Below are 22,867 nucleotides of genomic sequence, written 5' to 3'. Positions count from 1 at the left end.
CGGCGCCGCGAGGAGTCGTTTTCAGTGATCGCTGATCAGAAAGCGTATTGGCGTCGGCGCGGAACGGTATTTAGATGAAATCGAACGCCGCGTCGGGGTCGGCGAGGGCGCTTCCGCAAGCAGGGGAGCGTCTTCGCAACCGCGAGAGTAGAGCGTCGCGGGAAGGATTTTGTTTTGCAGCGCACCATTACCGAGGGGCCTGACTACTTTCACAAGGTTGTCGATTGCCAGTGGGCCTGTCCGGCCCACACGCCAGTGCCCGAATACATTCGCCTGATCGCCGACGGCCGCTACTCCGACGCCTACATGGTGAATTGGCGGTCCAACGTTTTCCCGGGGATTCTGGGCCGCACCTGCGACCGCCCCTGCGAACCGGCCTGCCGCCGTGGCCGGGTCGAGGACGAGCCCGTCGCCATCTGCCGGCTCAAACGGGTCGCCGCCGACAACAAGTCCGACATCACCGCTTTCCTGCCCGATGTCGCGCCGCGCAACGGCAAGACCGTGGCCCTGGTGGGCGCGGGCCCGGCGGCGCTGACGGTGGCGCGCGACCTGGCCCCGCTCGGCTACCACGTCGTGGTCTATGACGGCGACGCCAAGGCCGGCGGCATGATCCGCCGCCAGATCCCCCGGTTCCGTCTGCCGGAAGAGGTGATCGACGAGGAGGTCGGTTACATCACGGGCCTGGGCATCGACATGCGCCTGGGCCAGCGGATCGACAGCCTGAAAGAGCTGCTTACCGAGGACTATGACGCGATCTTTGTCGGCACCGGCGCGCCGCGCGGCCGTGACCTCGATCTGCCCGGCTGCAGGGAGGCCGCCGCCAATATCCATATCGGCATCGACTGGCTCTCCAGCGTCGCCTTCGAGCATGTCGAGAAGATCGGCCGCCGGGTCATCGTGCTGGGCGGCGGCAACACCGCCATGGACTGCTGCCGCACCTCGCGGCGTCTGGGGGGCGAGGACGTCAAGGTCATCGTCCGCTCCGGCTTCGACGAGATGAAGGCCTCCCCCTGGGAAAAGGAAGACGCGCTGCACGAGGACATCCCGATCCTCAACTTCCTGGTCCCCAAGGAATTCACCCACGTGGGCGGCAAGCTCACCGGCGTGATCTTCGAGAAGGTTGTGGCCCAGTTCGACGACAAGGGCCGCCGCAAGCTGGTTCCGTCCGGCGAACCCGACCAGCACTTCGAATGCGACGACGTCCTGGTGGCCGTCGGACAGGAGAACGCCTTCCCCTGGATCGAGCGCGACCTCGGCCTCGACTTCGACGAGTGGGGCATGCCCAAGGTCGACGAGGTCACCTTCCAGTCCACCCTGCCCAGGGTGTTCTTCGGCGGCGACTCCGCCTTCGGACCCAAGAACATCATCTGGGCCGTGGCCCACGGCCACGATGCGGCGGTCTCCATCGACCAGTTCTGCCAGGGCCTGGACGTCCGCGACCGCCCGCCGCCGGGCACCTCGATGGTCAGCCAGAAGATGGGCATCCACGAGTGGAGCTACGACAACGACATCTCCAACGACCTGCGCCACCGCGTGCCGTTGCGGGAGAAGGGTGAGTCGCTGAAGAACGTGAAGCTGGAGGTGGAGTTGGGCTTTGACCTCCAGCTCGGCCTCGCCGAGGCCCAGCGCTGCCTGAACTGCGACGTCCAGACGGTGTTCGCCGAGCCGATCTGCATCGAGTGCGACGCCTGCGTCGACATCTGCCCGGTGGACGCCATCACCTTCACCGCCAATGGCGATGAGGACGACCTGCGCCTGCGGCTCAGCGCCCCGGCGCTGAACCTCACCCAGGATCTATACGTCTCAGGCGACCTCAAGACCGGCCGGGTGATGGTCAAGGACGAGGACGTCTGCCTGCACTGCGGGCTGTGCGCCGAGCGCTGTCCCACCGGCGCCTGGGACATGCAGCAGTTCACCCTTGAGATGACCCACGCGGGGGAAAAGCCATGCGCCCGCTAGAGGCCGTCAACGACTTCGTCGTCAAGTTCGCCAACGTCAACGGCTCGGGCTCGGCCAGCGCCAACGCCATGTTCGCCAAGTCCTTCCTGCGGATGGGCGTGCCGGTGGCGGCCCGCAACATCTTCCCCTCCAACATCCAGGGCCTGCCCACCTGGTACGAGGTCCGCGTCACCGAGGCCGGCCACCAGGGTCGCCGCGGCGGGGTGGACATGATGGTGGCCATGAACCCCCAGACCTGGGACCGCGATCTCGCCGAGATCGAGCCCGGCGGCTACCTGTTCTACGACTCCACCAAGCCCCTGCCGCCGTCGAAATTCCGTGACGACATCACGGTGGTCGGCGTGCCCCTGACGCGGATGTGCAACGAGGCCTATTCGGTCCCGCGCGAACGCCAGCTGTTCAAGAACACCATCTATGTCGGGGCCCTGGCCGCCCTGCTGGACATCGAGATCGGGGTCATCGAGCAACTGCTGTCCGAGCAGTTCGCCGGCAAGGATCGGCTGATCTCCGCCAATGTCGCCGCGCTCCACATGGGCGCCGACTATGTGAAGGCCAATCTCGCGCCCCTGGGTCTTCGAGCGCGCCGCGCCGACGCGGTGGGCGACCGCATCTATGTCGAGGGCAACATGGCGGCAGGGTTAGGCGCCGTCTATGGCGGGGCCACGGTCTGCGCCTGGTATCCCATCACGCCCTCCACCTCCCTGGCCGAGGCCTTCACGGAGTTCTGCGGCGAATACCGCGTGGACCCAGAGACCGGCAAGGCGCGCTACGCCATCGTCCAGGCGGAGGACGAGATCGCCTCCATCGGCATGGTGGTGGGCGCCGGATGGAACGGCGCGCGCGCCTTCACCGCCACCTCCGGGCCCGGCATCTCGCTGATGCAGGAGTTCGTGGGCCTCTCCTACTTCGCCGAAATTCCGGCGGTGATCTTCGACGTCCAGCGCGGCGGGCCGTCCACCGGCATGCCCACCCGCACCCAGCAGTCGGACATCCTGTCGGCGGCCTACGCCAGCCACGGCGACACCAAGCACGTCCTGCTGCTGCCCCAGGACCCGGGCGAGTGTTTCGAGTTCGGCGCCCTGGCCTTCGATCTCGCCGACCGCCTGCAGACCACCATCTTCGTCATGCTGGATCTCGATATCGGCATGAATGAGTGGCTGACGCAGCCCTTCGCCTGGGACGACAGCCGCACGCTCGATCGCGGCAAGGTCATGACCCATGACGAGCTGGAGGCCGGCGCCGACTTCGGCCGCTATCTCGACGTCGACGGCGACGGCATTCCCTTCCGCACCTATCCGGGAACCCACCCCACCAAGGGCGGCTATTTCACCCGCGGCACCTCGCGCAACCCCTATGCCCGCTACAGCGAGGAGGGCAGCGTCTATGTCGACAACGTCCAGCGCCTGCTGAAGAAATTCGAGACCGCCAAGGGCCTGGCGCCGGCTCCGGTCCGTCGCGACGCGCCCAAGCCCACCCGCACCGGGGTGATCTATTACGGCTCCACCGGCGCGGCCATGGACGAGGCCCTGCAAGTGATGGAGGCGCAGGGCCGCCACGTCGACGCCCTGCGCGTCCGCGGCTTCCCCTTCGCCGACGCGGTGTTTGATTTCATCGCCGCCCATGACGAGGTCTTCGTGGTGGAGCAGAACCGCGATGGCCAGCTCCGAACCCTGATCATGAACGAGGGCGGGGTCGATCCGGCCAAGCTCACTCCCGTCCTGCACTATGACGGGACCCCCATCACCGCCCGCTTCATCGCCGGACAGATCGCGGGGCGGCTCAGCCCCGCCGAGCCGACGCCGGAACGCCAATCGGTTCCGGAGGCCGCCGAATGACCTACATCACCAAGCCCCAGCTGCATCATCCCAAGCTGCTGGAGAACGCGCTGGGCAAGACCCGGCGCGACTACGAGGGTTCGGTCTCGACCCTGTGCGCCGGCTGCGGCCACGACTCGATCTCGGCGGCCATCATCCAGGCGGCCTACGAGCTGGACCTGCCGCCCCATCGCGTCGCCAAGCTCTCGGGCATCGGCTGTTCGTCCAAGACCCCGGACTATTTCCTGGGCGCCTCCCACGGCTTCAACACCGTGCACGGCCGCATGCCCTCGGTGCTCACCGGCGCCAATCTCGCCAACCGCGACCTGATCTATCTGGGGGTGTCGGGCGACGGGGATAGCGCCTCCATCGGCTTTGGCCAGTTCGCCCACGCCATCCGGCGCGGGGTGAACATGACCTATATCGTCGAGAACAACGGGGTGTACGGCCTGACCAAGGGCCAGTTCTCCGCCACCTCCGACAAGGGTTCGAAGTCCAAGAAGGGCGTGGTCAACCACGACAGCGCCATCGACCTGGTGAGCGTCGCCCTGCAGCTGGGCGCCACCTTCGTCGCCCGCTCCTTCTCCGGCGACAAGGCCCAACTTGTGCCGCTGATCAAGGCGGCGCTGAGCCACCAGGGCGCGGCCTTCATCGACTGCATCAGCCCGTGCGTGCAGTTCAACAATCACGCCGGCTCCACCAAGAGCTTCGACTATGTGCGTGAGCACAACGAGGCGGTGAACAGCCTGGACCTCATCGTCCCGCGCGAGGCCATCAACGTGATCTATGAGCCGGGGACGACCACCCTGGTGACCCAGCATGACGGCTCGGTGATCAACCTGCACAAGTTGTCGGACCAGTACGATCCTACGGACCGCATCGGCGCCATGTCCTTCCTGGCCCGCCGCCAGGCCCGTGGCGAGGTGGTCACCGGTCTACTCTATGTCGACCCCAAGGCCCCGGACCTGCACGAGAGCCTGGAGACGGTGGAGACGCCGCTCAACGCCCTGACGGACGCCGAACTGATCCCAGGGTCAAAGGTGCTGGAAAGCCTGAACGCCAGCCTGCGCTAGAGCTGCATGCGAAAAACGGAAGCCGCGCGTCAATCCCGCTCTAAACACAAGGGATCGATCACGTTTATGATTTTGGATCGGTTCGATCCGAAATCATCGTGATCTTGGCTCCGGCGTCAACAGCAGCGCGTCGCCATAAGGGCCGGCCAGGGCGCCGGTCCGGGCCCAGTCCAGGCTGGTCTGGAAATAGCCCTCGGCATAGCGGACCTTGCGCCGCTGACCTTTGGCGTCCGTCTCGAAGGTGAACATGCCGTGCTCGGTTTTCGGGAACTCCAGCACGGTGATCGGACGGCCCTGGGCGTGTAGCGCCAGCAGCCTGCGCCGAGTCTCGGCAACCGGGGCTGCCGTGTCCTCGCCGGCCAGTACCCAGAGCGTCGGGGCCTCCAGCCGCCGAAGGGCCGGCAGGGGGTCGTAGGTCCAGGGGGTCTGCTGGTTGAAGGTCGGGCCTACGATACGCAGGATCCAGCTTGGATATTTCGCAAGGTCGCCGGTGAACTCACCCTTCAGGTCCTTGAACCAGGGCTGCTTTCCGAATTGGGCCTTGGCCGCCTCAAGCCGCTCGAAGCCCGACGTGAAGTTCGAGGCCATCACACCCTCCGTCGCGGTGATGACCTCCAGAGCGTCAGCGCGGGCGCCGGGGCCGTAGGACGCGATGTCCTGCAAGGCCTCGTCGCGGTTCTCTGCGAAGGGGGTGTCGGCCAGGCCATAGCCGACGATGACAAAATCCACCGGTATGAGGTTCGCCGCAATGGGGGCGACCCAACCACCCTGGCTGCCGCCCTCCAACCCAACGCGGCCAGCGCGGGGCCCCGCCAGGTGGCGTGCGGTCACAGCGGCGGCGGCGGCGTCCCGGCCCAACACCTGGAAGTCCTGGGTGTAGTCGCCCGTCGAGCGTCCCGTGCCGCGCTTGTCATAGACAAAGACCCCGACGCCCTGGGCCGGGAGCAGGCGCTGGGTGTGGTTGTAAAGGCTGGCGGCGGTCTTTTCCGACCCATGGACCTGGACGATGATCGGAACCGGCTGATCACCCGGCGGCAGGACTAGGCGGCCAAACAGCGTCTGGTCGCCGCTCTTAAAGCTGGTGTCGCGGACCTGCAGCGCCACCCTCCGCCCTTCCACCGACCCTTGCGGGGTCACCAGGGTCACGCCCTCGCAACTGTCGCCCCAGCGCACGGCGGTGGTGTCGGGACGATCGGTCCAGCCCACGGTGGAGGCCCAGGCCCGGTCGGCATGCAGCCGCCCCACCTGTCCGTCCTGCAGCCGCCAGCGCAGGTCGGAGCCGTCCGCGGGTCCAATGTCCAGCAGCCGACCGTCAGTCAGCCGATAGACCCCGATGTGGCAGTCCTGGTCGGCGGTCATCTTCGGCAAGCGCGGCGCGGCGCACCCCGCCAGCAGGCTCATTGCGAGCCCGGCGATCGCCAAGTGTCGAAGTGCCATCACGTGCGGTCCCAGATCGACCTGAAGGCGCCGCCACCCGTCAGACGCTGGGCGGGGCTCTGCTTGTCGATGTGACCGATCAGGCCCCGATAGACGCCGTAGCCCACCAGCTCCTGCAGACGGGGCGAGAACCCCCGCACCATGTCGGGCGGAATGCCCAGCTGCTGGTTCTCCTGCTGGCGCACGAAGCCGGCGCAATAGTTCATGGCGATGCCGGTGCGCCGAGTGTCGGTCTGGTTCGCCCCGCCACCGTGCCACAGCGCCCCGTCCCAGATCAGCACCGAGCCCCTGGGCATCTCGGCGGCGATGGTCTCGTAGGTCCCGCCGTATTCAGGGTTGGATTTCAGGTGGCTGCCGGGAACCAGGCGGGTCGCCCCGTTGGCCTCGGTGAAGTCGGTCAGGGCCCACATGGAATTGCACACCAGCGGGGCGTGCGGCTTGGCCAGGGGGATCACCTGGTCGTCGGCGTGGATCGGTTGCGCGCTCTCGCCGGGGTCGATCGCGATGGAGGAGAGCGAGGAGATCAGGCAGCCCTCGTCCAGCACCCCCTCGATGATGGGCAGGACGGCGCCATGCACCGGGACCTGGGCGAAGACGAGATCGTGGACCAGCAGATTGTAGATCCGCACCGTCCGATGACCCTCGAAGCCGTTCATCGCCGGCTTGGCGTCCAGCTCTCGCTCGAGCCGCCGCAGGGTGTCGTCCAGCGCCGCGATCAGGTCGGGCGGAATGGCGTTCTCGACGATGGTGTAGCCGTCGCGCTTCACGCGCTCGATATGCGCAGCAACCATGGTTTGCTCCCTGGGCGTTTTGCGCGATCTTAGACGCCGATCCCCCGGAGGCGCCATGACCGTCGAGCTGCGCGACCTGACCCCGGACGACAGCGACCGCCTGCTGGCCTGGCGCAACCTGCCAGAGGTGGCGCGCTGGATGTACTCCGACCACGAGATCGCGCGGCCTGAACACGACCGTTGGTTTGCGGGCATCGCCGGCGATCCCACCCGAAAGTACTGGCTCATCGAACTGGACGGCGAGCCGGTCGGCCTGGCCAATCTCGCCGACATCTCCAATCAGAACCGCAAGGCCTCCTGGGCATATTACCTCGCCAGCCCCTCGGTGCGCGGCAAGGGGGTGGGCGCCTTCGTCGAGGTCTTCGTCCTCGACCACGTGTTCCGCGACCTTGGCCTCAACAAGCTCTGCTGCGAAGTGCTGCTGGAGAACGAGGCGGTCTGGAAGATGCACGAATCCTTCGGCTTCCAGCGCGAGGCCCTGTGGCGCGACCACATCTGGAAGGGCGGCCAAGCCCACGACGTGGTGGGCCTTGGCCTGCTCGCCGCTGACTGGGCCAAGGCTCGAGAGACCAGTGTCGAACGCCTGCGGGCGCGGGGGTTTGTTATCCGCTAGCCGGCCTTCGAACTGTTGCACGCCAGGGCCGCGATCTCCGCCATCGCGAAGTCGGGGTTCGCCTCATAGAGCGCGCCGTAGACCTGGCGCACGAAGTCCAGGTCCTCCGGGTGGTCCACGGTCCAACGCAGGTGGGCCAGGGACGGGGACTGCGACAGGCTCTCGATCCGGAACCGCCGGGGATTGCGGTAGAGGAAGGGCGTCACGTGCTCGCGGTCATAGGGGTCGGTCGCCTCGCGCACGGCGGTGCGCAGGGCGGTGGCCGCCATCACCTCGACGTCCAGGCCGTGGGGATAGGTGCGGACCTGAGGGGTGTTGCTGGCATAGTCGGCGCGGGTCGAGGCCCGGTGGTCGATCACCGCGTCCAGCACCCGCCAGTCCGTGAGCGGACAATCGGCGGTCATCCGCACGACCGTGGCCGCCTCGGGGAAGGCGTCGAGCGCCAGGCCGAACCGCGCCAGCACGTCGTCGAGATCACCGCGCACCACGGTGAGGTCCAGCCGCGACGCGTAGTCGGCGACGGCGTCGTCGCTGGCCTGGTCGCTGGTGGCCACGACCAGCTCGTCCATTCGCCGAGAACGCCGCAGCCGCTCCACCTGGCGGCCCAGCATCGGCATGCCCGCCACATCGGCCAGCACCTTGCCCGGCAGCCGGCTCGACGACATCCGCGCCTGAATGATGCCCAAGATCATTTGAGCACCTTAACGAGCACGCGCCGCTCGCGGTAGGCTGCGCCCATGAACCTCTATGACCGCCTCGCCGCCCAGTTCCCCGCCGACCGCGCCCGGCCCTGTTTCCTGCTGGAGGGCGGCCAGATCAGCTATGGCGAGCTGGAGGCCGGCGCGGGCCGGATCGCCGCCCTGCTGATCTCCAAGGGCGTTGTCCCCGGCGACCGGGTGGCGGTGCAGACCGACAAGACGCCGCAAGCCGTCATGCTGTACCTGGCCACGCTGAAGGCCGGCGCTGTCTTCCTGCCGCTCAACACCGCCTATACCGCCAGCGAGGTGGAGTACTTCCTCACTGACGCCGAGCCGGCCCTGTTCGTGGCCGACGCCGTGGCCCTGGCCGCCGAGGCCTCACCCCTCACGCCGCTGCCCGCCAGCGTCCCGCGCGCCGACGAGGACCTCGCCTCGATCATCTACACCAGCGGCACGACGGGGCGGTCCAAGGGGGCGATGCTGACCCACGGCGCCCTCTACGCCAACGCCACGGCCCTGCACCAGGCTTGGGGGTTCACCGAGCGGGACGTCCTGCTGCACGCCCTGCCGATCTTCCATGTCCACGGCCTGTTCGTGGCCCTGCACTGCGCCTTCCTGTCGGGCGCCCCCATGGTCTGGCTGGCCAAGTACGAGGACGCACCCGTCCTGGCGGGCCTGGCGCCGTCCACGGTGATGATGGGGGTGCCGACCTTCTACACCCGGCTGCTCAACAACCCCGGATTCACAAAGGACGCCGCCGCCCACATGCGGCTGTTCATCTGTGGCTCCGCGCCTCTGCTGGAATCGACCTTCGGCGAGTTCGAGGCCCGCACCGGCCAGCGAATCCTCGAGCGCTACGGCATGAGCGAGGCGGTGATCATCACCACCAACCCCCTGGTGGGCGAGCGCATCGCCGGCAGCGTCGGCTATCCCCTTCCGGGCGTGGCTCTGCGGATCGGCGGCGGGGAGGCCACCGGCGTCATCGAGATCAAGGGTCCCAGCGTCTTCTCCGGCTACTGGCGCATGCCCGACAAGACCGCCGAGGACTTCACCGCCGACGGCTACTTCATGACCGGCGACGTGGGCCGCCAGGATCGCGACGGCCGCGTCTGGATCTCGGGCCGCGCCAAGGACCTGATCATCTGCGGCGGCTACAACGTCTATCCCAAGGAGATCGAGCTGATCCTCGATGAACTCCCCGGCGTCACGGAGAGCGCCGTCATCGGCCTGCCGCATCCCGACTTCGGCGAGGCGGTTGCGGCGGTGGTGATCGGGTCGGGCGACGAGGCGGCCATGATCGCCGGACTCCGCGAGAAGCTGGCCGCATTCAAGGCGCCGAAACGCATCTTCTTCGTCGATGACCTACCCCGCAACGCCATGGGCAAGGTCCAGAAGAATCTGTTGCGCCAGACCTATGCCGGGACCTTCAGCGGCTGAGCCTCAGAGATGTCGGAAACAGCCGGACAGGGGGAAAGTCCGGTCACCCGGAACGGCCCGACGAGGTGGGGCTCAATGGGTCAGGGAAAATCCGGATCGGGCAGGGCGGAGAAGGCGGCGTTCAGGGACGTGCCCCAGGATCGGGAGATGGTGTTGAAATAGGCGTCGCCGGTTTCGATCCGCCGTTCGGCGCCGGCGGTGAAGCTGTCGGTCTCATAGATCTGCACGTCCAGGGGCATCCCCACTGACAGATTGGCCTTGAGGGTGGAGTCGAAGGACACCATCAGCAGCTTGGCGGCCTCCTGCAGGGTCATGTCGGGCCGGTGCGCGCGCACCAGGATCGGGCGGCCGTACTTGGCCTCGCCGATCTGCAGGAAGGGGGTGTCCACCGTCGCCTCGATGAAGTTGCCCTCCGGATAGATCAGGAACAGGCGCGGCGCCGAGCCGCGGATCTGACCGCCGAGGATCAGGGTGGCGTTGAACATCGAGGCCAGCGGTTCGCCCTCGACCTTCTGGGCGCGGACAACCTCCTTCAGGGTTTCCCCCACCAGACCCGCGGCCTGGAACATGGTGGGCGCCTGCAGCAGGGAGGGGTTGCGGTCCTCCGGCAGCTTGGCCCGTTCGTCCAGGCGGCTGATCACCGCCTGGGTGGTGGCCAGGTTGCCGGCCGCCATCAGGGTCAGCATCCGCTCGCCCGGCCGGGTCCAGCTGAACATCTTGCGATAGACCGAGATGTTGTCGACGCCGGAATTGGTGCGGGTGTCGGACATGAAGACGAGGCCGGCCTTCACCAGCAGGCCAACGCAATAGGTCATAGAGGGTCACCGCAGTCTGGTTTTGGGGGGATCAGGCCGCTTCGACGCGCAGGCTGACCGACATGGTCTCGTGGGTCTGTCCGAAGATCATTCCGGAGATCGGCGCGGCCTCGCCATAGTCCAGGCCGGTGGAGACCCGGACATAGCGCTCGTCGGGGGAGACCCCGTTGGAGACGTCGAAGCCCACCCAACCTAGGCCTTCGATGTGGGCCTCGGCCCAGGCGTGCCCGGCCTGCTGCTCGATCCGGTCGTCCATCAGCAGGTAGCCGCCGACATAGCGGGCCGGATAGCCCAGCAGCCGCGCGGCGCTGACGAAGATGTGGGCGTGGTCCTGGCAGACCCCGTGCCCGGCCTCCAGGGCCTGTTCGGCCGAGGTGGTGAAATCGGTCTTGCCGGTCTCATAGGTCACAGCCTGCAGGATGGCCGCCGACAGGCCGTGCAGGCGGGCCGGATCGTTGTCGAACCCCTTGCCCAGGGCCTTGACCAGCCCCCGGATCAGCGGCCCGGCCTTGGTCTGGCGGGTGGGGCGCTGGAAGTACCACAGGGGCGCGTAGCCGCCGTGCTGGCCGATCACCCCGTGGGTGGTGGCGGTCTCCACCTCGCCCTGGGACAGGATGCTCACGGTCTGGCGCTGCGGTTCGTAACAGAGCAGCTCGACGTGGTTGTTGTGCTGGTCGGTGAAGGCCGCCTCCCTGGAGGCCCCCTCCACCTGGGTCGACCACGAGAGAATGGATTGTCCCGCCGAGACCTTGGGGGTCAGCCGCAGCTGCTGCAGGGCGTAGGCCACCGGGGCGTCGTACACGTACTCGGTCAGATGGGTGATCTTCAGGCGCATGGAGCTATCCGTTGAACCGGTAGTCGCGCTCGATCTGGGCGCCGAGCAGGTTGTTGCAGGTGATGAAGTTCTCCAGGAACTGGTGCAGGCCCGACTCGAAGATCGTCTCGATGGAGTTGCGGGTGAACAGGCCGCACTGCTCGTCGGTGAGCCGGTGGCAGTCCAGCCGCGTCCCGTAGGTCTGGGCCAGGGCGTCGAGATTTTCGCTGATCCGCGAGCTGCAGAAGGCCAGGGAGCGGGGCAGGCGCTGGTCGAAGATCAGCAGGCTGGCGATCTGCCGCGGATCGGTGACGCCGTCGCTGAGCCAGCGATAGGCCCGCTGGGCCGAGACCGACCTCAGGATCGTCTCCCACTGCACATTGTCCAGGGACGAGCCGATGAAGGACACCGAGGGCAGCAGGACATAGTACTTCACGTCCAGGATGCGCGCGGTGCTGTCGGCCCGTTCCACATAGGTGCCGATGTGGGCGAAGTTGAAGATGTCGTTGCGCAGCATGGTGCCGCTCAGCGCGCCGCGCACCAGGGCGTTCTGCCGACGGATGGTCGCCAGGATGTCGGGCAGGTCGGTCTGGGACACGGGGCTTTTCAGCACCGCGTTGATGGTCATCCAGCACTCGTTGGTGGCCTCCCAGACCTCGCGGGTCAGGGCGGTGCGCACCAGCTTGGCGTTGTTGCGGGCCGCGTCGATCACCGACATCACGCTGGAGGGATTGGTGCGGTCGCGCAGCAGGAAATCCACCACCCCGGCGGCGGTGAACTGGTCGTTGCGCGCCAGATAGGCCTGGCGCACCCCGGCCGTGGCGATGACGGAGGCCCACTCGTCCTCGGCGGCGGCCGAACGGGTCAGGGCGATGCGGAATCCGGCCTCCACCAGGCGGGCGATATTCTCGCTGCGCTCCAGGAAACGGAACATCCAGTAGAGGCCGCCGGCGGTCTTACCAAGCATGGGTGGCCTCCCCGATCCGGCGCCTATTCATCCAGCACCCAGGTGTCCTTGGTGCCGCCGCCCTGGCTGGAATTGACCACCAGGGAGCCCGCCTTCAGGGCCACCCGCGTCAGGCCGCCAGGGGTGATGTCGATCCGGTTGGGGGACACCAGGACGAAGGGGCGCAGGTCGACGTGCCGCGGCGCCAGGCCCTTGCGGGTCATCACCGGGGTGGTGGACAGCGCCAGGGTGGGCTGGGCGATATAGGCGGCGGGCCTGGCCTTCAGCTTGGCGGCGAAGGCGGCGATCTCGCGGCGGCTGGCCGCAGGCCCCACCAGCATGCCGTAGCCCCCCGATCCGTGCACCTCCTTGACCACCAGTTCGGCCAGATGCTCCAGCACGTAGGCCAGGCTCTGCGGTTCCGAACAGCGCCAGGTGGTGACGTTCTTCAGGATCGCCTTCTCGCCGGTGTAGAACTCGATGATGTCGGGCATGTAGGAATAGATCGCCTTGTCGTCGGCGATGCCGGTGCCCGGCGCATTGGCGATGGTGATGGCCCCGGCGCGATAGGCGTCGAACAGCCCAGGGACCCCCAGCATGGAGTCCGGATTGAAGTTCAGGGGGTCGAGGAACTCGTCGTCGATCCGGCGATAGAGCACGTCGATGGGGGTATAGCCCTGGGTCGTGCGCATGGCGACGCGGCCGCCCACGATGCGCAGGTCGTGGCCCTCCACCAGCTCCACCCCCATCTGGTCGGCCAGGAACGAGTGCTCGAAATAGGCCGAGTTGTGGATGCCCGGCGTCAGCACCGCCACCACCGGGGTGTCCTGGGTTCCCTGCGGCGCGCAGGCCGCCAGGCTGCGGCGCAGCATCTTGGGATAGTCGCTGACCTCGCGCACCGCGATCTTGGCGAACAGCTCGGGGAACATCTGCATCATCGATTCGCGGTTCTCGAGCATGTACGAGACCCCCGAGGGCGTGCGCGCATTGTCCTCCAGCACGAAGAACTCGTCCTCGCCGGTCCGCACCAGGTCGACCCCCACCACGTGGGTATAGATCCCGCCGGGGGGCTTCACCCCGATCATCTGCGGCAGGAAGGCCTCGTTCTGGGCGATCAGGGCGACGGGAACCCGGCCGGCCCGCAGGATTTCCTGGCGATGATAGATGTCGTGCAGGAAGGCGTTGATCGCCCGCACCCGCTGCTCGATGCCCCGGGTCAGCCGCGCCCATTCCCGCGCCGAGATGATCCGCGGCACGATGTCGAAGGGGATCAGCCGCTCGGCGGCGTCCTCGTCTCCATAGACGTTGAAGGTGATGCCCGAGCGCCGGAAGAAATCCTCCGCGTCACGCCCCTTGCGCCGCAACCGGGCGGCGTCCTGCTGGGTCAGCCACCCTCCGTAGTCCGCATAGGGCTCCCGCGTATCGCCGCCAAAGCCATGCATCTCATCGAAGAATTCAGTATTTGCCGTCATTAGCGATATTCTGCCACAGAAGGGCAGAAATATCAATCTCAACTACAAAAGCACGAATATTCAATACAGGCGCGATGGATTGCGCAAAATTTGACCACCCCGCCGAACAATTGGTCGGCATGGAGTGTATTGCCGCGTCGGCGCGCGCGAATAGGCGAAATTACATCGGCGAGAACAGGCTCGACGCAGGCCTATACCTACTCTCTGCTGGAAAGGCGGTGTCGCCCGGGCTGTAGTCGCCGCCGCGACCGCCGGTTCCCCGAATTGCTCCGTCCACGGCGCATGCGCCCCTCGACCGTCATCCTCAGGACAAGCCCGAGGATGAGAGGGGGCCGCCCCTACCGCCTGGGCGACGAAAACACCTTCACCACCTGGTCCTCGAAGCTCTCCAGGGGATCGACGTCGAAGCCGGGGTCAAAGGCCGGGGCGTCCCAGCGGTCCACCAGCTTCTCGGCGATCGCAAACCAGCTCTCCTCGCGGAAGTTCTGCCGCAACTGGCCCGACTTGCCCATGAACTCGTAATAATAGGCGCCCTGGAAATCCTGGTGCCAGTAGATGGCGTGATAGATGTCGTCGCTGACATAGGGCTTCAGCATCTCGGCGGCGATCGGCCCGTGGTTGGGGATCGACAGCACCTTGCCGATGTCGTGGCACAGGGCGGCCACGACCTCCTCGTCGGTGGCCCCGTCACGACGGGCCAGGGTGCCGGCCATCAGGCTGTGGGTCAGCTGGTTGGCGGAGAAGCCCAGCACCATCGGCTCCAGCCGGCGCAGGGTGTCCATGATCTGCATCGGCGCGGTGGTCTGCTGGTGCACGCGGTGCTCCCCGCCGATCACCTTCCAGTGCTCCTGGGTCCCCTGGCGCATGTCGGTGAACATGGTGCTCTCCCTTTGATCTCGTTGGCCGGGATCGTAACCCAGCAAGGCCTCGACAACCAAGCGTCCTTCTCCCCTTGCGGGAGAAGGTGGCCGGTCGGAGACCGGTCGGATGAGGGGTCACACAAGCCTGTCGGGTTGAATCGTTGCGGCTCGCACGGACAGCGGAGCGTGACCCCTCATCCGACCCTGCTCCGCAGGGCCACCTTCTCCCGCAAGGGGAGAAGGCTCAGACCTTCAAGAGCCGCTTCGGCGCCGCCAGCCGCCAGCTCGCCGCCAGCCGCCCCGCCACATGGTCCCAGTCGCCGCCGACCACGCTCATCGCCACCCAGCCCGACGGCCACAGATAGGCCGGCCGGCTGAACAGCTCCGGGTCGGCTTCGATCAGCATCTCCTGCTCATCGCGGCCGCGGGTCTTCACGCAGACCACGGTCCTGCCGTCCCCATGATGGTCGTGACGCCAATAGGCGAACATCTTGCCCGCCACCCGGAACGCCGGGATGCCGTGCGAGATCACCTCGTCGGTCTCGGGATGGCCCAGGGCCAACCCCCGCACCCGCGCCAACGCCCCCTCCGGATCGGTGCTCATCATCGCCTACCCCCCTCGCGCCGGTTCCGCGCCCTTCCAGATGCCGCAGCCGCGCGCCGGCCACAACCTCCAGGTCTCTCCTCGGCGCGGGCGGGCGCTCAGGCCAGCCGGGTCTCCACCCGCTCCAGCAGGGTCTCGGCGGCGTCGGCCTCGTCGCGCGCCAGGCGCGGGTGCGCGCTGAAGCTGCGCAGCTGTTCGGCCACCATCACCAGGGCGGGCCGGTACTCGGCCCGCGGCAGGTTCAGCAGCAGTTCGCCGGTGTGCAGGGTGGGGTGAATATTGGGCTTGGTCATCAAGGGGCCTCTCGGGTGGCGAAGATCGGAGCGTCGAAGCGGTCGGGCGTCGTCAGGCCAGGCTCAAGGCCCCGACACGCCGGTCTTCGTCGGTCGATCGCCGGACCGGCCCGGCGCCAAAGGCGCCATAGGCGCGGATCTGACCCGGGGTCATGCCCAGGTCGGCCAGAACGTCACGTGAGATGACGGAGAGTTTACGTTCGCGGAAGGAGTTCGTAAGCGGATACTGTCTCTGTTCAATAAGCATGACCCATAGTAGGCCATAGGTGTAAAAATGTCAAATTTGGCGAAGATGCAGCATATCTCAAGAGAGATGTTCAACAATTCTACCTCCGAAAATGCAGAATGTCGCTGTTACTGAAAACACGACATCCACGCCCGGATATATTCAAACCCATCTACGCCCAAACTCAGCCCGTCATCCTCGCCCGAGGACCCATGATCTCCGCCCCGGATCAGAGGGCGGCGCGCCCCCGCCCCGGCGCGACGACGTCGAGCACGACCCAGGCGACCGCGCAGGCGCTGCCATAGCTCACCCCGAACAGCATCGGGGTCCCGCTCATCAGGCTCAGCACCGCCCCCAGCCCGGCGCCCAGGACCACCGTCAGGACATAGGCGAACCACCGCACCCAACCGGCCTCCACCAGCCACCCGCAGGCCGTCGCCACCACGACGGTTCCCAGGATCGCGAAGGGCAGGGCGATGAAGCTCACCCGCGACACCTCATGGAACGCCAGCGCCGACAGCGCCGTCGTGCCCAGCACCGCCGCCAGGACGATCAGCAGAGTGGGTCGAAAGAACCTCATGCGGCCCCCCTCAGTCGATGTACCGCTCGGTCCCATCCAGGCGCCCGCTGCCGCGCGGCGGCCACAACCGCCCCCATCCGGTTCACGGCCGGCGCTCCAGGGAGTGACGCCGCCGCAGGCGACACGGCGATGAAACCCGCCCCCTCATAGACCTCCACCCTCGATCCGCACCTGCCCCGGCTCGGCCCACAGCACCCCATACCGCCGGCAGATGGAGCAGGTGCACTCGGTCACCTCGACCGGCGCGGCCTCACAGGTGAGGCGGACGGCGGCGCAGTGGCAGGTGGCGAGGGTGGGCATGAGGGGCTCCTCCCAGTGGGTCCAAGGGCCGAGGCCCTGTAGAAACCTTCGTTGCGTCGCCGTTTAGGTTGGAATGAACCTTCGTGCGCCGGAGCCGTGCGCGCTCAAGCCGCCGCTTCGTCGTCCTCGTCCCTGGTCCCCCCGTGGGCCGCCTCAAGTTCGGCCACGTCGTCGGTGAAGTCCAAGACCAGCTGAATTGGGGTGTCGCCTCCGCGCGCGAAATTGAAGTGATCCACGTTTTGTTTCAGCTGGTAGCAGTCACCAGCGATCTGGCGGCGTTGCTGGTGGACGGACCGTTCAATGAAAGACCGTGGCGCCAAGTCGGCATCGGCCCACAGACTGAGTTGTGTTCCACCAATGGAGGTGCGCACCGAGAGCTTGGCGCGGTACGTGCGCCCTTCCTCGTCAACGCGCTTGTCCTGACGGAGCGCATTCGCCATGTCGTCACGGCAGAGTTGCACGACGGTCTTGAGGTTGGGGCGATATAGCCCGTTCATGACAGCCCAATGCGCCACGTCTTCTAAGGGCGTCGGGGTCGCATCTACTTCCGCAGCGTAGCGGTCAAAGACGTCAATCATCTGTTGAGTGAAATTAGCCATGAATCACCTATAGGTTTGCTGGCGCAATCTGACCCCAGCCATCGCTGAAGGGTGTCTCAACGAGGTATTTTCTAACCGGCACTTGGAACTTTCTCAGCCAGTTATGGCGGTTCATGAGGTGCTGGAGTTGTCCGACAACAATTGCCGGGTGTACCTCTTGGACCGCCGCGAAATTCACGACATCCCGCTCGGCAATGTAGGGATACTTCCGCTGGTGGAAGGACCGCACTCGATCCCGTGGAACACAGAACTCACTCGCCGCATCATTCGCTCGGCGCTCTTCTGCGGCGACGCTGGTCGTCAGTTCCTCATCGCTATCGAATATCGCCCGCTCTTTGCCCTCGCCATTCAGCACATGCTCAATCTCATGACGAAGTACGAACCAGAAGTTGTCGAGCGTGTCGCGAAGTGTCGAGAGCCCAATTACCGGACTGTCGTCATCCAGCCATGTACAGACTCCGTGGATCTTTGATCCCGGCAGCCACTCGACGATGACCACGCGAACACCGCACTCCAGCAGCAGGCGCGGAACATCCTTGACCGACTCTGGGTCGATCATCATTGGCCGCAATTGCGGGATAAGCTCCCGCAACTTGTCGACCGAATAGGCAGGTGCCTTCAGTTGACGAGAAAGCTGACGAACGCGGAAGAGCCAGGCTATCTGCGCTGGTGGGTCGTTACTGTAGTCCGCCTTCTTGGCGGCCATAGCGTACCTCGGCGCTTCGTTCAGATCGTCAGCCTCGATGAACCGCGCGATCTGCAACTGCAGAAGGGAAGGTTCGGCGTCCTCGATCCAACCGCGCTTGATCATTTCCCGGATCGGATAAAGCGCCTGAAGCGCCGCACGGGTCTTGATGCCCGGATCAGGCTCCTTCGCGTTGGAAAGATCGTATTGCTTCTGAAGGTTGGCAAAGAACTCGGCAGGCACGTCAAAGGCGTCCCCCAGCTGACGAGCCAAATCCGGCGTAATTGACTGTCGACCGGAGAGAATTCGGCTCAGCTGCTGCTCGCCCATCCCCAAAACGAAACAAAGGTCGCGCTGTTGCCAGCCCCGAGCCTCCAATTCTTCCTTGATGTATGACCCTGGTGGGTCAAGTGATACGTACTTCATGTTCATACTCAGGCTCCCCGCGCCTCAGTGGTAGTCTTCAACGCCGATTACAATTACTCGTTGTGGCGAGCACTGATCATCGAGGAGAAAGACAAGCCTCCACTGGTCGTTTAAACGGATCGACCGCTGATCGCGGCGGCTACCATTCAGTTTTTCGTAGTGGAGGCTCTTCCAGCTTCGCAACGTCCGTTCGTCCGTAGCGGCACGAATCGCGTTTAGCTTCCGGCGTGCGGACTGGATAACCGCCACCGGCAACTTCGTCTGCGCCGCTTGGTCCGTTTCGATTAGAGCCAAGCGTTCATCTTCGAAGACCAAATCCATGCACCGCGATTATTCCGTTGCAATCTAATCGTCAAGCCAACTTAACGCAAGGCGTTAAGTTCCGTAGCGCAGGGACAGAAGGTGGGCGATGCAACGTTTCTCGGCCGTCCTCGGCGAAATCGCGCAGTTTTGGCGGCGCCCGCAGTTCCGCCAGCGGGGCACGCCGTCGACTCCACTGCTCTCTTGGCGGCCAGCAGGCCGACCGAGGAGCTGTTCGACCTTGAGTCGGTTGTGAGGCCCGTGGCCGACGACCAACTTGACCTTCCAGAGGCTGATGCGTTTGGCCTAGGTCTCGGCCACTGGGGGGAACTGGCACCAGAGCCGGAGCCTCGACGCCGCTGGTTCGAAGACGATCTGCCGTTCGGCGACTGGGCGGAGGTGGTGGCCTGGAAATCAAGAAGTCGTCCCGACGATTTACGACAGGTCTGCGACGCTTGCGTCAGCGATGCCGGGCTCGCACGCTTCATCACCTACTTTGCCGAGGCCCTTCGCTGCGATTTCTGCGGGCGCCGCTATCGGACGCCGCGGGCCGCGCCCTTCGCTGAGTTGGTACCTTACATCGAAGGCTGCCTTCGCCAAGACTACGACCAGCCCGAGAACGTGCTGTTCCTGGATCCCGAAAGCGAGTCCGGTTTCGCTGGGACCGTCTACGACAATGAGGAGCTTCTGGCCGACTGGTTGGTGGTCGAGCAGAACCTGTTCGACGCGATCGTGGACGCCTTCGATCCAGACTTGCGCTGGTGCGAAAGTGATCAGGCCCGCTTCCTCCCGGAACAGCATCTCGAGGTCAGCTGGACCAGCTTCTGCAGTTACGTGAAGCACACCTCTCGCTTCATGTTCCTGCGCCCGGACGAGCAGGGGCGGCGGCTGTTCGATACGCAGGACTCGACCCTGGTCAGCTCGACGGACATGCTCGACCTCTTCGGAGACGCGGCCGAAACTTGCGGGCTGATTACTACGCTGGGCGTGCGGACCAAGCTCTTTCGCGCGCGGGCCCTTAAGCCCGGTGAGCCTTGGTTCGCCACGGCCGACGATCTCGGCCCCCCCCCGGAGACCGACACGGGCCCGCCGGCCAACCGTATGAGTCCCGCCGGCATCGCGCATTTCTATGCTGCGCTGGACGAAGCCACGGCGCTTCGTGAAAGTACGGACCGCAGCGGTCGTGTTGCCCTCGGAGCCTTCTCTCCTGTCCGTCCCCTGCGGTTGCTCGATCTCCGCTCCGACCGGCCGGTGCCGCACGCGTCGATCTTCGACGGTGTTCCTCGGCTCGCGCGGGGCCTCCCCGGGTTTGTGGAGGCGTTTCGAGAGGAGATTTCTCGGCCGGTCACACGAGACGGACGTGAGCATATCGACTACGTGCCATCGCAGATCGTCACCGAATACATACGCCGGGTGTTCCGCACGGCAGACGGAGAGTGGCTCGATGGGGTGCTTTACCCTAGCACCCGGCAGGATAGTGGCGCCTGCGTGGCGCTGTTCGTGTCTGCGCGTGAGATCGTTGGATCGCGAGAGAGTTGGGGCCGCGATCCGATCCTTCGATTTCGACCGCGCTCGCCGTGCCGGAGACTCGTTCGGGTGCGTAGGGGGCGGATGACTTGGACGGAAGGCTGAGCGTCGTGGCGCGCACGACCTCACGGCCATAAATGCCCGTTCGCGCGCCCCCACGTCCGTTGGCGCACCCCCACATTGACCTCACCCCGACCTTCGCCATAAACCCCCCCTGCGACAGGTTCTCCGCGAGGAGATGAAAAGGGAACTCAGGTGAGACACCTGGGCTGCCCCCGCAACTGTAAGCGGCGAGTCCGCGCGCCATCAGCCACTGGGTCCTTCGGGGTCTGGGAAGGCGGCGCGCAATGGGCGTTGACCCGTGAGCCAGGAGACCTGCCTGACGCAGTCGTCCTTCGACCGGCCGGGGTGCGCCGAGCGAACGGGGATCAGTCCCGAGAGGCGACGTTTGTTGGGCCGTGGCCCGGCGATCGTGCGCCCGCGCCCCCACCCCGGGGTCGTGACGTCCTGTCGCCGTGTGGCGGCTCGTCGTCAGATGAAGGGGCAAGACCCATGAAGACCTATCTCTACTCCACCGCCGCCGCGCGGGCGTCCGTGACGCTCGCCGTGGCCGTTCTCATCGCCACCGCCGCGTTCGCCGATGACCGCGCGCCTGTGTCGGTGACACCCACCCCCGACGCCGCCGGGGCCGAGGCCGCCAACCCGGTCAGCGAGCTGATCGTCACCGCCGCCCGCGGGCCGCAGGACGCCGCCAAGGTCGGCCAATCGGTCACCGTGCTGAACCAGGCCGCCATCGCGGCCAGCCAGCAGGTGCTGGTCTCCGACCTGATCTCGCGCACGGTCGGCGTGGCCTATTCCCGCAACGGCGGGCCGGGCGGCATCACCACCATCCGCATCCGCGGGGCGGAGGGCGACCAGACCGTGGCCGTGGTGGACGGGGTGAAGATCAACGACCCCTCGGCGCCCGGCGGCGGCTATAATTTCGCGGGCCTGCTGACCGGCGACGTGGCGCGCATCGAGATCCTGCGCGGCGCCCAGTCGACCCTGTGGGGCAGCCAGGCCATCGGCGGGGTGGTCAACATCGTCACCGCCGAGCCGACCGCGCCGTTCGAGGCCGCGCTGCAGGCCGAGGCCGGGACCCAGAACAGCTACTATCTGCGCGGCGCGGCGGGCGGGATCAGCGACCACCTGGTCTGGCGGCTGTCGGCCAGCCACAACACCACCGACGGGGTCTCGTCCTTCGCCGGCGGGGCGGAGGACGACGGGGCGCGGACCACGGCGGTCAGCGGGCGGGCCCGGGTGATCGCCACCGACGCCCTCTCCCTGGACCTGCGGGCGGTCTATACCAAGAGCCGCAACGACTTCGACGGCTTCCCGCCGCCGGCCTATGCGTTCGCCGACAGCGGCCAGTATGCGCAGATCGAGGAGCTGGTGGCCTATGCCGGGTTGAACGTGGCGCTGCTCGACGGGCGGCTGAAGAACCGCCTGGCCTTCGGCTACACCAATTCCGACAGCCTGAACTATGACCCGGCCCAGGCGGTGACACCGCTCACCTTCGACTCCACCGGCCGCAACCGGCGCTGGGAGCACCAGGGGAGCTTCGAAATCGCGCCGGCCTGGACCGCCACCTTCGGCGCCGAGCGGGAGACCGCCTCGTTCCGCACCCGCGCGCCCTCGGCCTTTGATCCCAACCCGGCGGCGGCGACGGCCAAGGTCGCCATCGACAGCCTCTATGGCCAGGTTCGCGGGGACCTCAGCGATCACTTGTCGGTCACCGTCGGCCTGCGGCGCGACAGCCACGACACCTTCGGCGATCACACCCTGGGACAGGTGGCGGCCGCCTGGTCTCTTGGCGAGGCGACCATCTTGCGCGCCAGTTTTGGCCAAGGATTCAAGGCCCCGACCCTCTATCAGCTCTATAGCGCGTACGGGAATCTGGGGCTGGCCGCCGAACAGGCCGACGCCTGGGACCTCGGGATCGAGCACACCGTCGGCGATGGATGGCTGAGGGTGGCGGCCACCGGTTTCGGCCGCGAAACGGAGAACCAGATCGACTTCGTCTCCTGCACCTTCGGGTCGCCGGCGCCGGTCTGCAACCCCGGCGGCGTGGCCCGCTTCGGCTACTACGACAACACCGCAAAGACTGCTGCGCATGGGGTTGAGCTGGTGGCCGCCGCCGATCTGGGCCCCCTGGAGCTCGACGCCAACTACACCTGGACCCATACGGAGAACCGCTCGGCGGGCCCCAATTCCGGCCGCGAACTGGCGCGGCGGCCGCAGCACCAGGCCAACCTGGCGGCGACCTACAGGTGGCCATCTGGTCCATCCACGACGGCCGCCATTCGCCACGTCGGGGCCAGCTTCGACAATGCCGCCAACAGCTACGTCCTGCAGAGCTACACCCTGCTGGACCTGCGCGCGGCCTACCCGGTGAACGACACCTTCGAGGTCTATGGCCGGGTCGATAACGTCTTCGACGACAGCTACGAAACGGTCCGCAACTACGGGACCGTGGGGCGCACCGCCACCCTGGGCGTGCGCGCCAAGTTCTGATGGCGTAAGGGTTTGCGGCGGGGGAGGGCCCTCGCCGCAGCTCGT

General features: G+C 66.4%; 23 protein-coding genes and 1 riboswitch. Of the genes, 7 read left to right on the top strand and 16 right to left on the bottom strand.

From position 1 onward, the window contains the following. Positions 1-174 precede the first annotated feature (174 nt). The 3 genes from AAC997_RS09790 to AAC997_RS09780 are packed head-to-tail and all read left to right on the top strand — an operon-like array spanning position 175 to position 4,846. Complete coding sequence (locus AAC997_RS09790; protein ID WP_340645512.1) at positions 175-1,959, top strand: FAD-dependent oxidoreductase; 1,785 nt, start codon at positions 175-177, stop codon at positions 1,957-1,959. Further along, the gene (locus AAC997_RS09785) at positions 1,947-3,794 is read left to right on the top strand and encodes a 2-oxoacid:acceptor oxidoreductase subunit alpha (protein ID WP_340645511.1); all 1,848 of its coding nucleotides are present in this window, start codon (positions 1,947-1,949) and stop codon (positions 3,792-3,794) included. Before AAC997_RS09790 ends, AAC997_RS09785 begins: the two co-directional genes overlap by 13 nt. Then, entirely contained in the window at positions 3,791-4,846 is a 1,056-nt protein-coding gene (locus AAC997_RS09780; protein WP_340645510.1) for a 2-oxoacid:ferredoxin oxidoreductase subunit beta, read from the top strand. Before AAC997_RS09785 ends, AAC997_RS09780 begins: the two co-directional genes overlap by 4 nt. Positions 4,847-4,939: 93 nt before the next feature. Here the strand turns inward: AAC997_RS09780 and AAC997_RS09775 are convergent, their stop codons facing one another. Beyond that, positions 4,940-6,283 (bottom strand): alpha/beta hydrolase, encoded by a 1,344-nt coding sequence (locus AAC997_RS09775; RefSeq protein WP_340645509.1) that lies wholly within the window; start codon positions 6,281-6,283, stop codon positions 4,940-4,942. After that, on the bottom strand, positions 6,283-7,074 hold the full coding sequence (locus AAC997_RS09770) for a phytanoyl-CoA dioxygenase family protein (RefSeq protein ID WP_340645508.1): 792 nt from the start codon (positions 7,072-7,074) through the stop codon (positions 6,283-6,285). Before AAC997_RS09770 ends, AAC997_RS09775 begins: the two co-directional genes overlap by 1 nt. A 55-nt stretch (positions 7,075-7,129) precedes the next feature. On the opposite strand from AAC997_RS09770, the gene pseH reads away from it, so the two are divergent. Then, positions 7,130-7,687: a UDP-4-amino-4,6-dideoxy-N-acetyl-beta-L-altrosamine N-acetyltransferase gene (pseH, locus tag AAC997_RS09765; protein WP_340645507.1), complete on the top strand. Its 558-nt coding sequence runs from the start codon at positions 7,130-7,132 to the stop codon at positions 7,685-7,687. On the opposite strand, the gene AAC997_RS09760 is transcribed toward pseH, so the two are convergent. Further along, the gene (locus AAC997_RS09760; protein ID WP_340645506.1) at positions 7,684-8,379 is read right to left on the bottom strand and encodes a glycosyltransferase family protein; all 696 of its coding nucleotides are present in this window, start codon (positions 8,377-8,379) and stop codon (positions 7,684-7,686) included. The two genes, pseH and AAC997_RS09760, sit on opposite strands and share 4 nt — an antisense overlap. Before the next feature lie 45 nt (positions 8,380-8,424). On the opposite strand from AAC997_RS09760, the gene AAC997_RS09755 reads away from it, so the two are divergent. Beyond that, entirely contained in the window at positions 8,425-9,822 is a 1,398-nt protein-coding gene (locus AAC997_RS09755; protein ID WP_340645505.1) for an AMP-binding protein, read from the top strand. An 80-nt stretch (positions 9,823-9,902) separates the two neighbouring features. On the opposite strand, the gene AAC997_RS09750 is transcribed toward AAC997_RS09755, so the two are convergent. The 13 genes from AAC997_RS09750 to AAC997_RS09690 form a co-directional block, all read right to left on the bottom strand. Beyond that, positions 9,903-10,637 carry a peptidase gene (locus tag AAC997_RS09750; protein ID WP_340645504.1) on the bottom strand — a complete coding sequence of 245 codons (735 nt, stop codon included), beginning with the start codon at positions 10,635-10,637 and terminating at the stop codon, positions 9,903-9,905. A 31-nt stretch (positions 10,638-10,668) separates the two neighbouring features. After that, on the bottom strand, positions 10,669-11,472 hold the full coding sequence (locus tag AAC997_RS09745; protein WP_340645503.1) for a transglutaminase family protein: 804 nt from the start codon (positions 11,470-11,472) through the stop codon (positions 10,669-10,671). A 4-nt stretch (positions 11,473-11,476) separates the two neighbouring features. Next, positions 11,477-12,418, bottom strand: a complete 942-nt coding sequence (locus AAC997_RS09740) for an alpha-E domain-containing protein (RefSeq protein ID WP_340645502.1) — start codon at positions 12,416-12,418, stop codon at positions 11,477-11,479. Between the two features lie 23 nt (positions 12,419-12,441). Further along, the gene (locus tag AAC997_RS09735; RefSeq protein ID WP_340645501.1) at positions 12,442-13,869 is read right to left on the bottom strand and encodes a circularly permuted type 2 ATP-grasp protein; all 1,428 of its coding nucleotides are present in this window, start codon (positions 13,867-13,869) and stop codon (positions 12,442-12,444) included. A 338-nt stretch (positions 13,870-14,207) separates the two neighbouring features. Beyond that, entirely contained in the window at positions 14,208-14,747 is a 540-nt protein-coding gene (locus AAC997_RS09730; RefSeq protein ID WP_340645500.1) for an HD domain-containing protein, read from the bottom strand. A gap of 226 nt (positions 14,748-14,973) precedes the next feature. Continuing rightward, positions 14,974-15,336 carry an MmcQ/YjbR family DNA-binding protein gene (locus AAC997_RS09725; RefSeq protein WP_340645499.1) on the bottom strand — a complete coding sequence of 121 codons (363 nt, stop codon included), beginning with the start codon at positions 15,334-15,336 and terminating at the stop codon, positions 14,974-14,976. A gap of 95 nt (positions 15,337-15,431) precedes the next feature. Beyond that, positions 15,432-15,626 carry a hypothetical protein gene (locus AAC997_RS09720; RefSeq protein ID WP_340645498.1) on the bottom strand — a complete coding sequence of 65 codons (195 nt, stop codon included), beginning with the start codon at positions 15,624-15,626 and terminating at the stop codon, positions 15,432-15,434. 52 nt (positions 15,627-15,678) lie between these two features. Next, positions 15,679-15,873: a hypothetical protein gene (locus tag AAC997_RS09715; protein WP_340645497.1), complete on the bottom strand. Its 195-nt coding sequence runs from the start codon at positions 15,871-15,873 to the stop codon at positions 15,679-15,681. 208 nt (positions 15,874-16,081) lie between these two features. Next, positions 16,082-16,432 (bottom strand): hypothetical protein, encoded by a 351-nt coding sequence (locus AAC997_RS09710; protein ID WP_340645496.1) that lies wholly within the window; start codon positions 16,430-16,432, stop codon positions 16,082-16,084. Between the two features lie 144 nt (positions 16,433-16,576). Continuing rightward, positions 16,577-16,732, bottom strand: a complete 156-nt coding sequence (locus AAC997_RS09705; RefSeq protein WP_340645495.1) for a hypothetical protein — start codon at positions 16,730-16,732, stop codon at positions 16,577-16,579. A 104-nt stretch (positions 16,733-16,836) separates the two neighbouring features. Further along, on the bottom strand, positions 16,837-17,331 hold the full coding sequence (locus AAC997_RS09700; RefSeq protein ID WP_340645494.1) for a hypothetical protein: 495 nt from the start codon (positions 17,329-17,331) through the stop codon (positions 16,837-16,839). 7 nt (positions 17,332-17,338) lie between these two features. Then, positions 17,339-18,448 (bottom strand): HigA family addiction module antitoxin, encoded by a 1,110-nt coding sequence (locus AAC997_RS09695; protein WP_340645493.1) that lies wholly within the window; start codon positions 18,446-18,448, stop codon positions 17,339-17,341. Between the two features lie 18 nt (positions 18,449-18,466). Further along, positions 18,467-18,763, bottom strand: a complete 297-nt coding sequence (locus AAC997_RS09690) for a type II toxin-antitoxin system RelE/ParE family toxin (protein WP_340645492.1) — start codon at positions 18,761-18,763, stop codon at positions 18,467-18,469. A gap of 240 nt (positions 18,764-19,003) precedes the next feature. Between AAC997_RS09690 and AAC997_RS09685 the strand changes: the two genes are divergently transcribed. Then, positions 19,004-20,374, top strand: coding sequence for a HEPN-associated N-terminal domain-containing protein (locus AAC997_RS09685; RefSeq protein ID WP_340645491.1), 1,371 nt, complete (start codon positions 19,004-19,006; stop codon positions 20,372-20,374). Between the two features lie 99 nt (positions 20,375-20,473). After that, positions 20,474-20,667, top strand: a riboswitch (cobalamin riboswitch). 154 nt (positions 20,668-20,821) lie between these two features. Then, entirely contained in the window at positions 20,822-22,822 is a 2,001-nt protein-coding gene (locus AAC997_RS09680; RefSeq protein ID WP_340645490.1) for a TonB-dependent receptor, read from the top strand. Positions 22,823-22,867: the final 45 nt, after the last annotated feature.

The sequence above is a fragment of the Phenylobacterium sp. genome (assembly GCF_037968635.1).
Lineage (GTDB): Bacteria > Pseudomonadota > Alphaproteobacteria > Caulobacterales > Caulobacteraceae > Phenylobacterium.
Note: the sequence above shows the minus strand (reverse complement) of the source record. Positions and strands in the feature narration are given on the sequence as shown.

What these genes read in the sequence shown, in the direction of transcription:
- AAC997_RS09700 (WP_340645494.1), bottom strand. Translation starts at nt 17,331, where the DNA reads ATGGCTAATTTCACTCAACAGATGATTGACGTCTTTGACCGCTACGCT.
- AAC997_RS09680 (WP_340645490.1), top strand. Translation starts at nt 20,822, where the DNA reads ATGAAGACCTATCTCTACTCCACCGCCGCCGCGCGGGCGTCCGTGACG.
- AAC997_RS09755 (WP_340645505.1), top strand. Translation starts at nt 8,425, where the DNA reads ATGAACCTCTATGACCGCCTCGCCGCCCAGTTCCCCGCCGACCGCGCC.
- AAC997_RS09695 (WP_340645493.1), bottom strand. Translation starts at nt 18,448, where the DNA reads ATGAACATGAAGTACGTATCACTTGACCCACCAGGGTCATACATCAAG.
- AAC997_RS09730 (WP_340645500.1), bottom strand. Translation starts at nt 14,747, where the DNA reads ATGTTCACCGACATGCGCCAGGGGACCCAGGAGCACTGGAAGGTGATC.
- AAC997_RS09745 (WP_340645503.1), bottom strand. Translation starts at nt 11,472, where the DNA reads ATGCGCCTGAAGATCACCCATCTGACCGAGTACGTGTACGACGCCCCG.
- AAC997_RS09690 (WP_340645492.1), bottom strand. Translation starts at nt 18,763, where the DNA reads ATGGATTTGGTCTTCGAAGATGAACGCTTGGCTCTAATCGAAACGGAC.
- AAC997_RS09710 (WP_340645496.1), bottom strand. Translation starts at nt 16,432, where the DNA reads ATGAGGTTCTTTCGACCCACTCTGCTGATCGTCCTGGCGGCGGTGCTG.
- AAC997_RS09715 (WP_340645497.1), bottom strand. Translation starts at nt 15,873, where the DNA reads ATGCTTATTGAACAGAGACAGTATCCGCTTACGAACTCCTTCCGCGAA.
- AAC997_RS09775 (WP_340645509.1), bottom strand. Translation starts at nt 6,283, where the DNA reads ATGGCACTTCGACACTTGGCGATCGCCGGGCTCGCAATGAGCCTGCTG.
- AAC997_RS09770 (WP_340645508.1), bottom strand. Translation starts at nt 7,074, where the DNA reads ATGGTTGCTGCGCATATCGAGCGCGTGAAGCGCGACGGCTACACCATC.
- AAC997_RS09750 (WP_340645504.1), bottom strand. Translation starts at nt 10,637, where the DNA reads ATGACCTATTGCGTTGGCCTGCTGGTGAAGGCCGGCCTCGTCTTCATG.
- AAC997_RS09705 (WP_340645495.1), bottom strand. Translation starts at nt 16,732, where the DNA reads ATGCCCACCCTCGCCACCTGCCACTGCGCCGCCGTCCGCCTCACCTGT.
- pseH (WP_340645507.1), top strand. Translation starts at nt 7,130, where the DNA reads ATGACCGTCGAGCTGCGCGACCTGACCCCGGACGACAGCGACCGCCTG.
- AAC997_RS09725 (WP_340645499.1), bottom strand. Translation starts at nt 15,336, where the DNA reads ATGATGAGCACCGATCCGGAGGGGGCGTTGGCGCGGGTGCGGGGGTTG.
- AAC997_RS09780 (WP_340645510.1), top strand. Translation starts at nt 3,791, where the DNA reads ATGACCTACATCACCAAGCCCCAGCTGCATCATCCCAAGCTGCTGGAG.
- AAC997_RS09720 (WP_340645498.1), bottom strand. Translation starts at nt 15,626, where the DNA reads ATGACCAAGCCCAATATTCACCCCACCCTGCACACCGGCGAACTGCTG.
- AAC997_RS09740 (WP_340645502.1), bottom strand. Translation starts at nt 12,418, where the DNA reads ATGCTTGGTAAGACCGCCGGCGGCCTCTACTGGATGTTCCGTTTCCTG.
- AAC997_RS09735 (WP_340645501.1), bottom strand. Translation starts at nt 13,869, where the DNA reads ATGACGGCAAATACTGAATTCTTCGATGAGATGCATGGCTTTGGCGGC.
- AAC997_RS09785 (WP_340645511.1), top strand. Translation starts at nt 1,947, where the DNA reads ATGCGCCCGCTAGAGGCCGTCAACGACTTCGTCGTCAAGTTCGCCAAC.
- AAC997_RS09760 (WP_340645506.1), bottom strand. Translation starts at nt 8,379, where the DNA reads ATGATCTTGGGCATCATTCAGGCGCGGATGTCGTCGAGCCGGCTGCCG.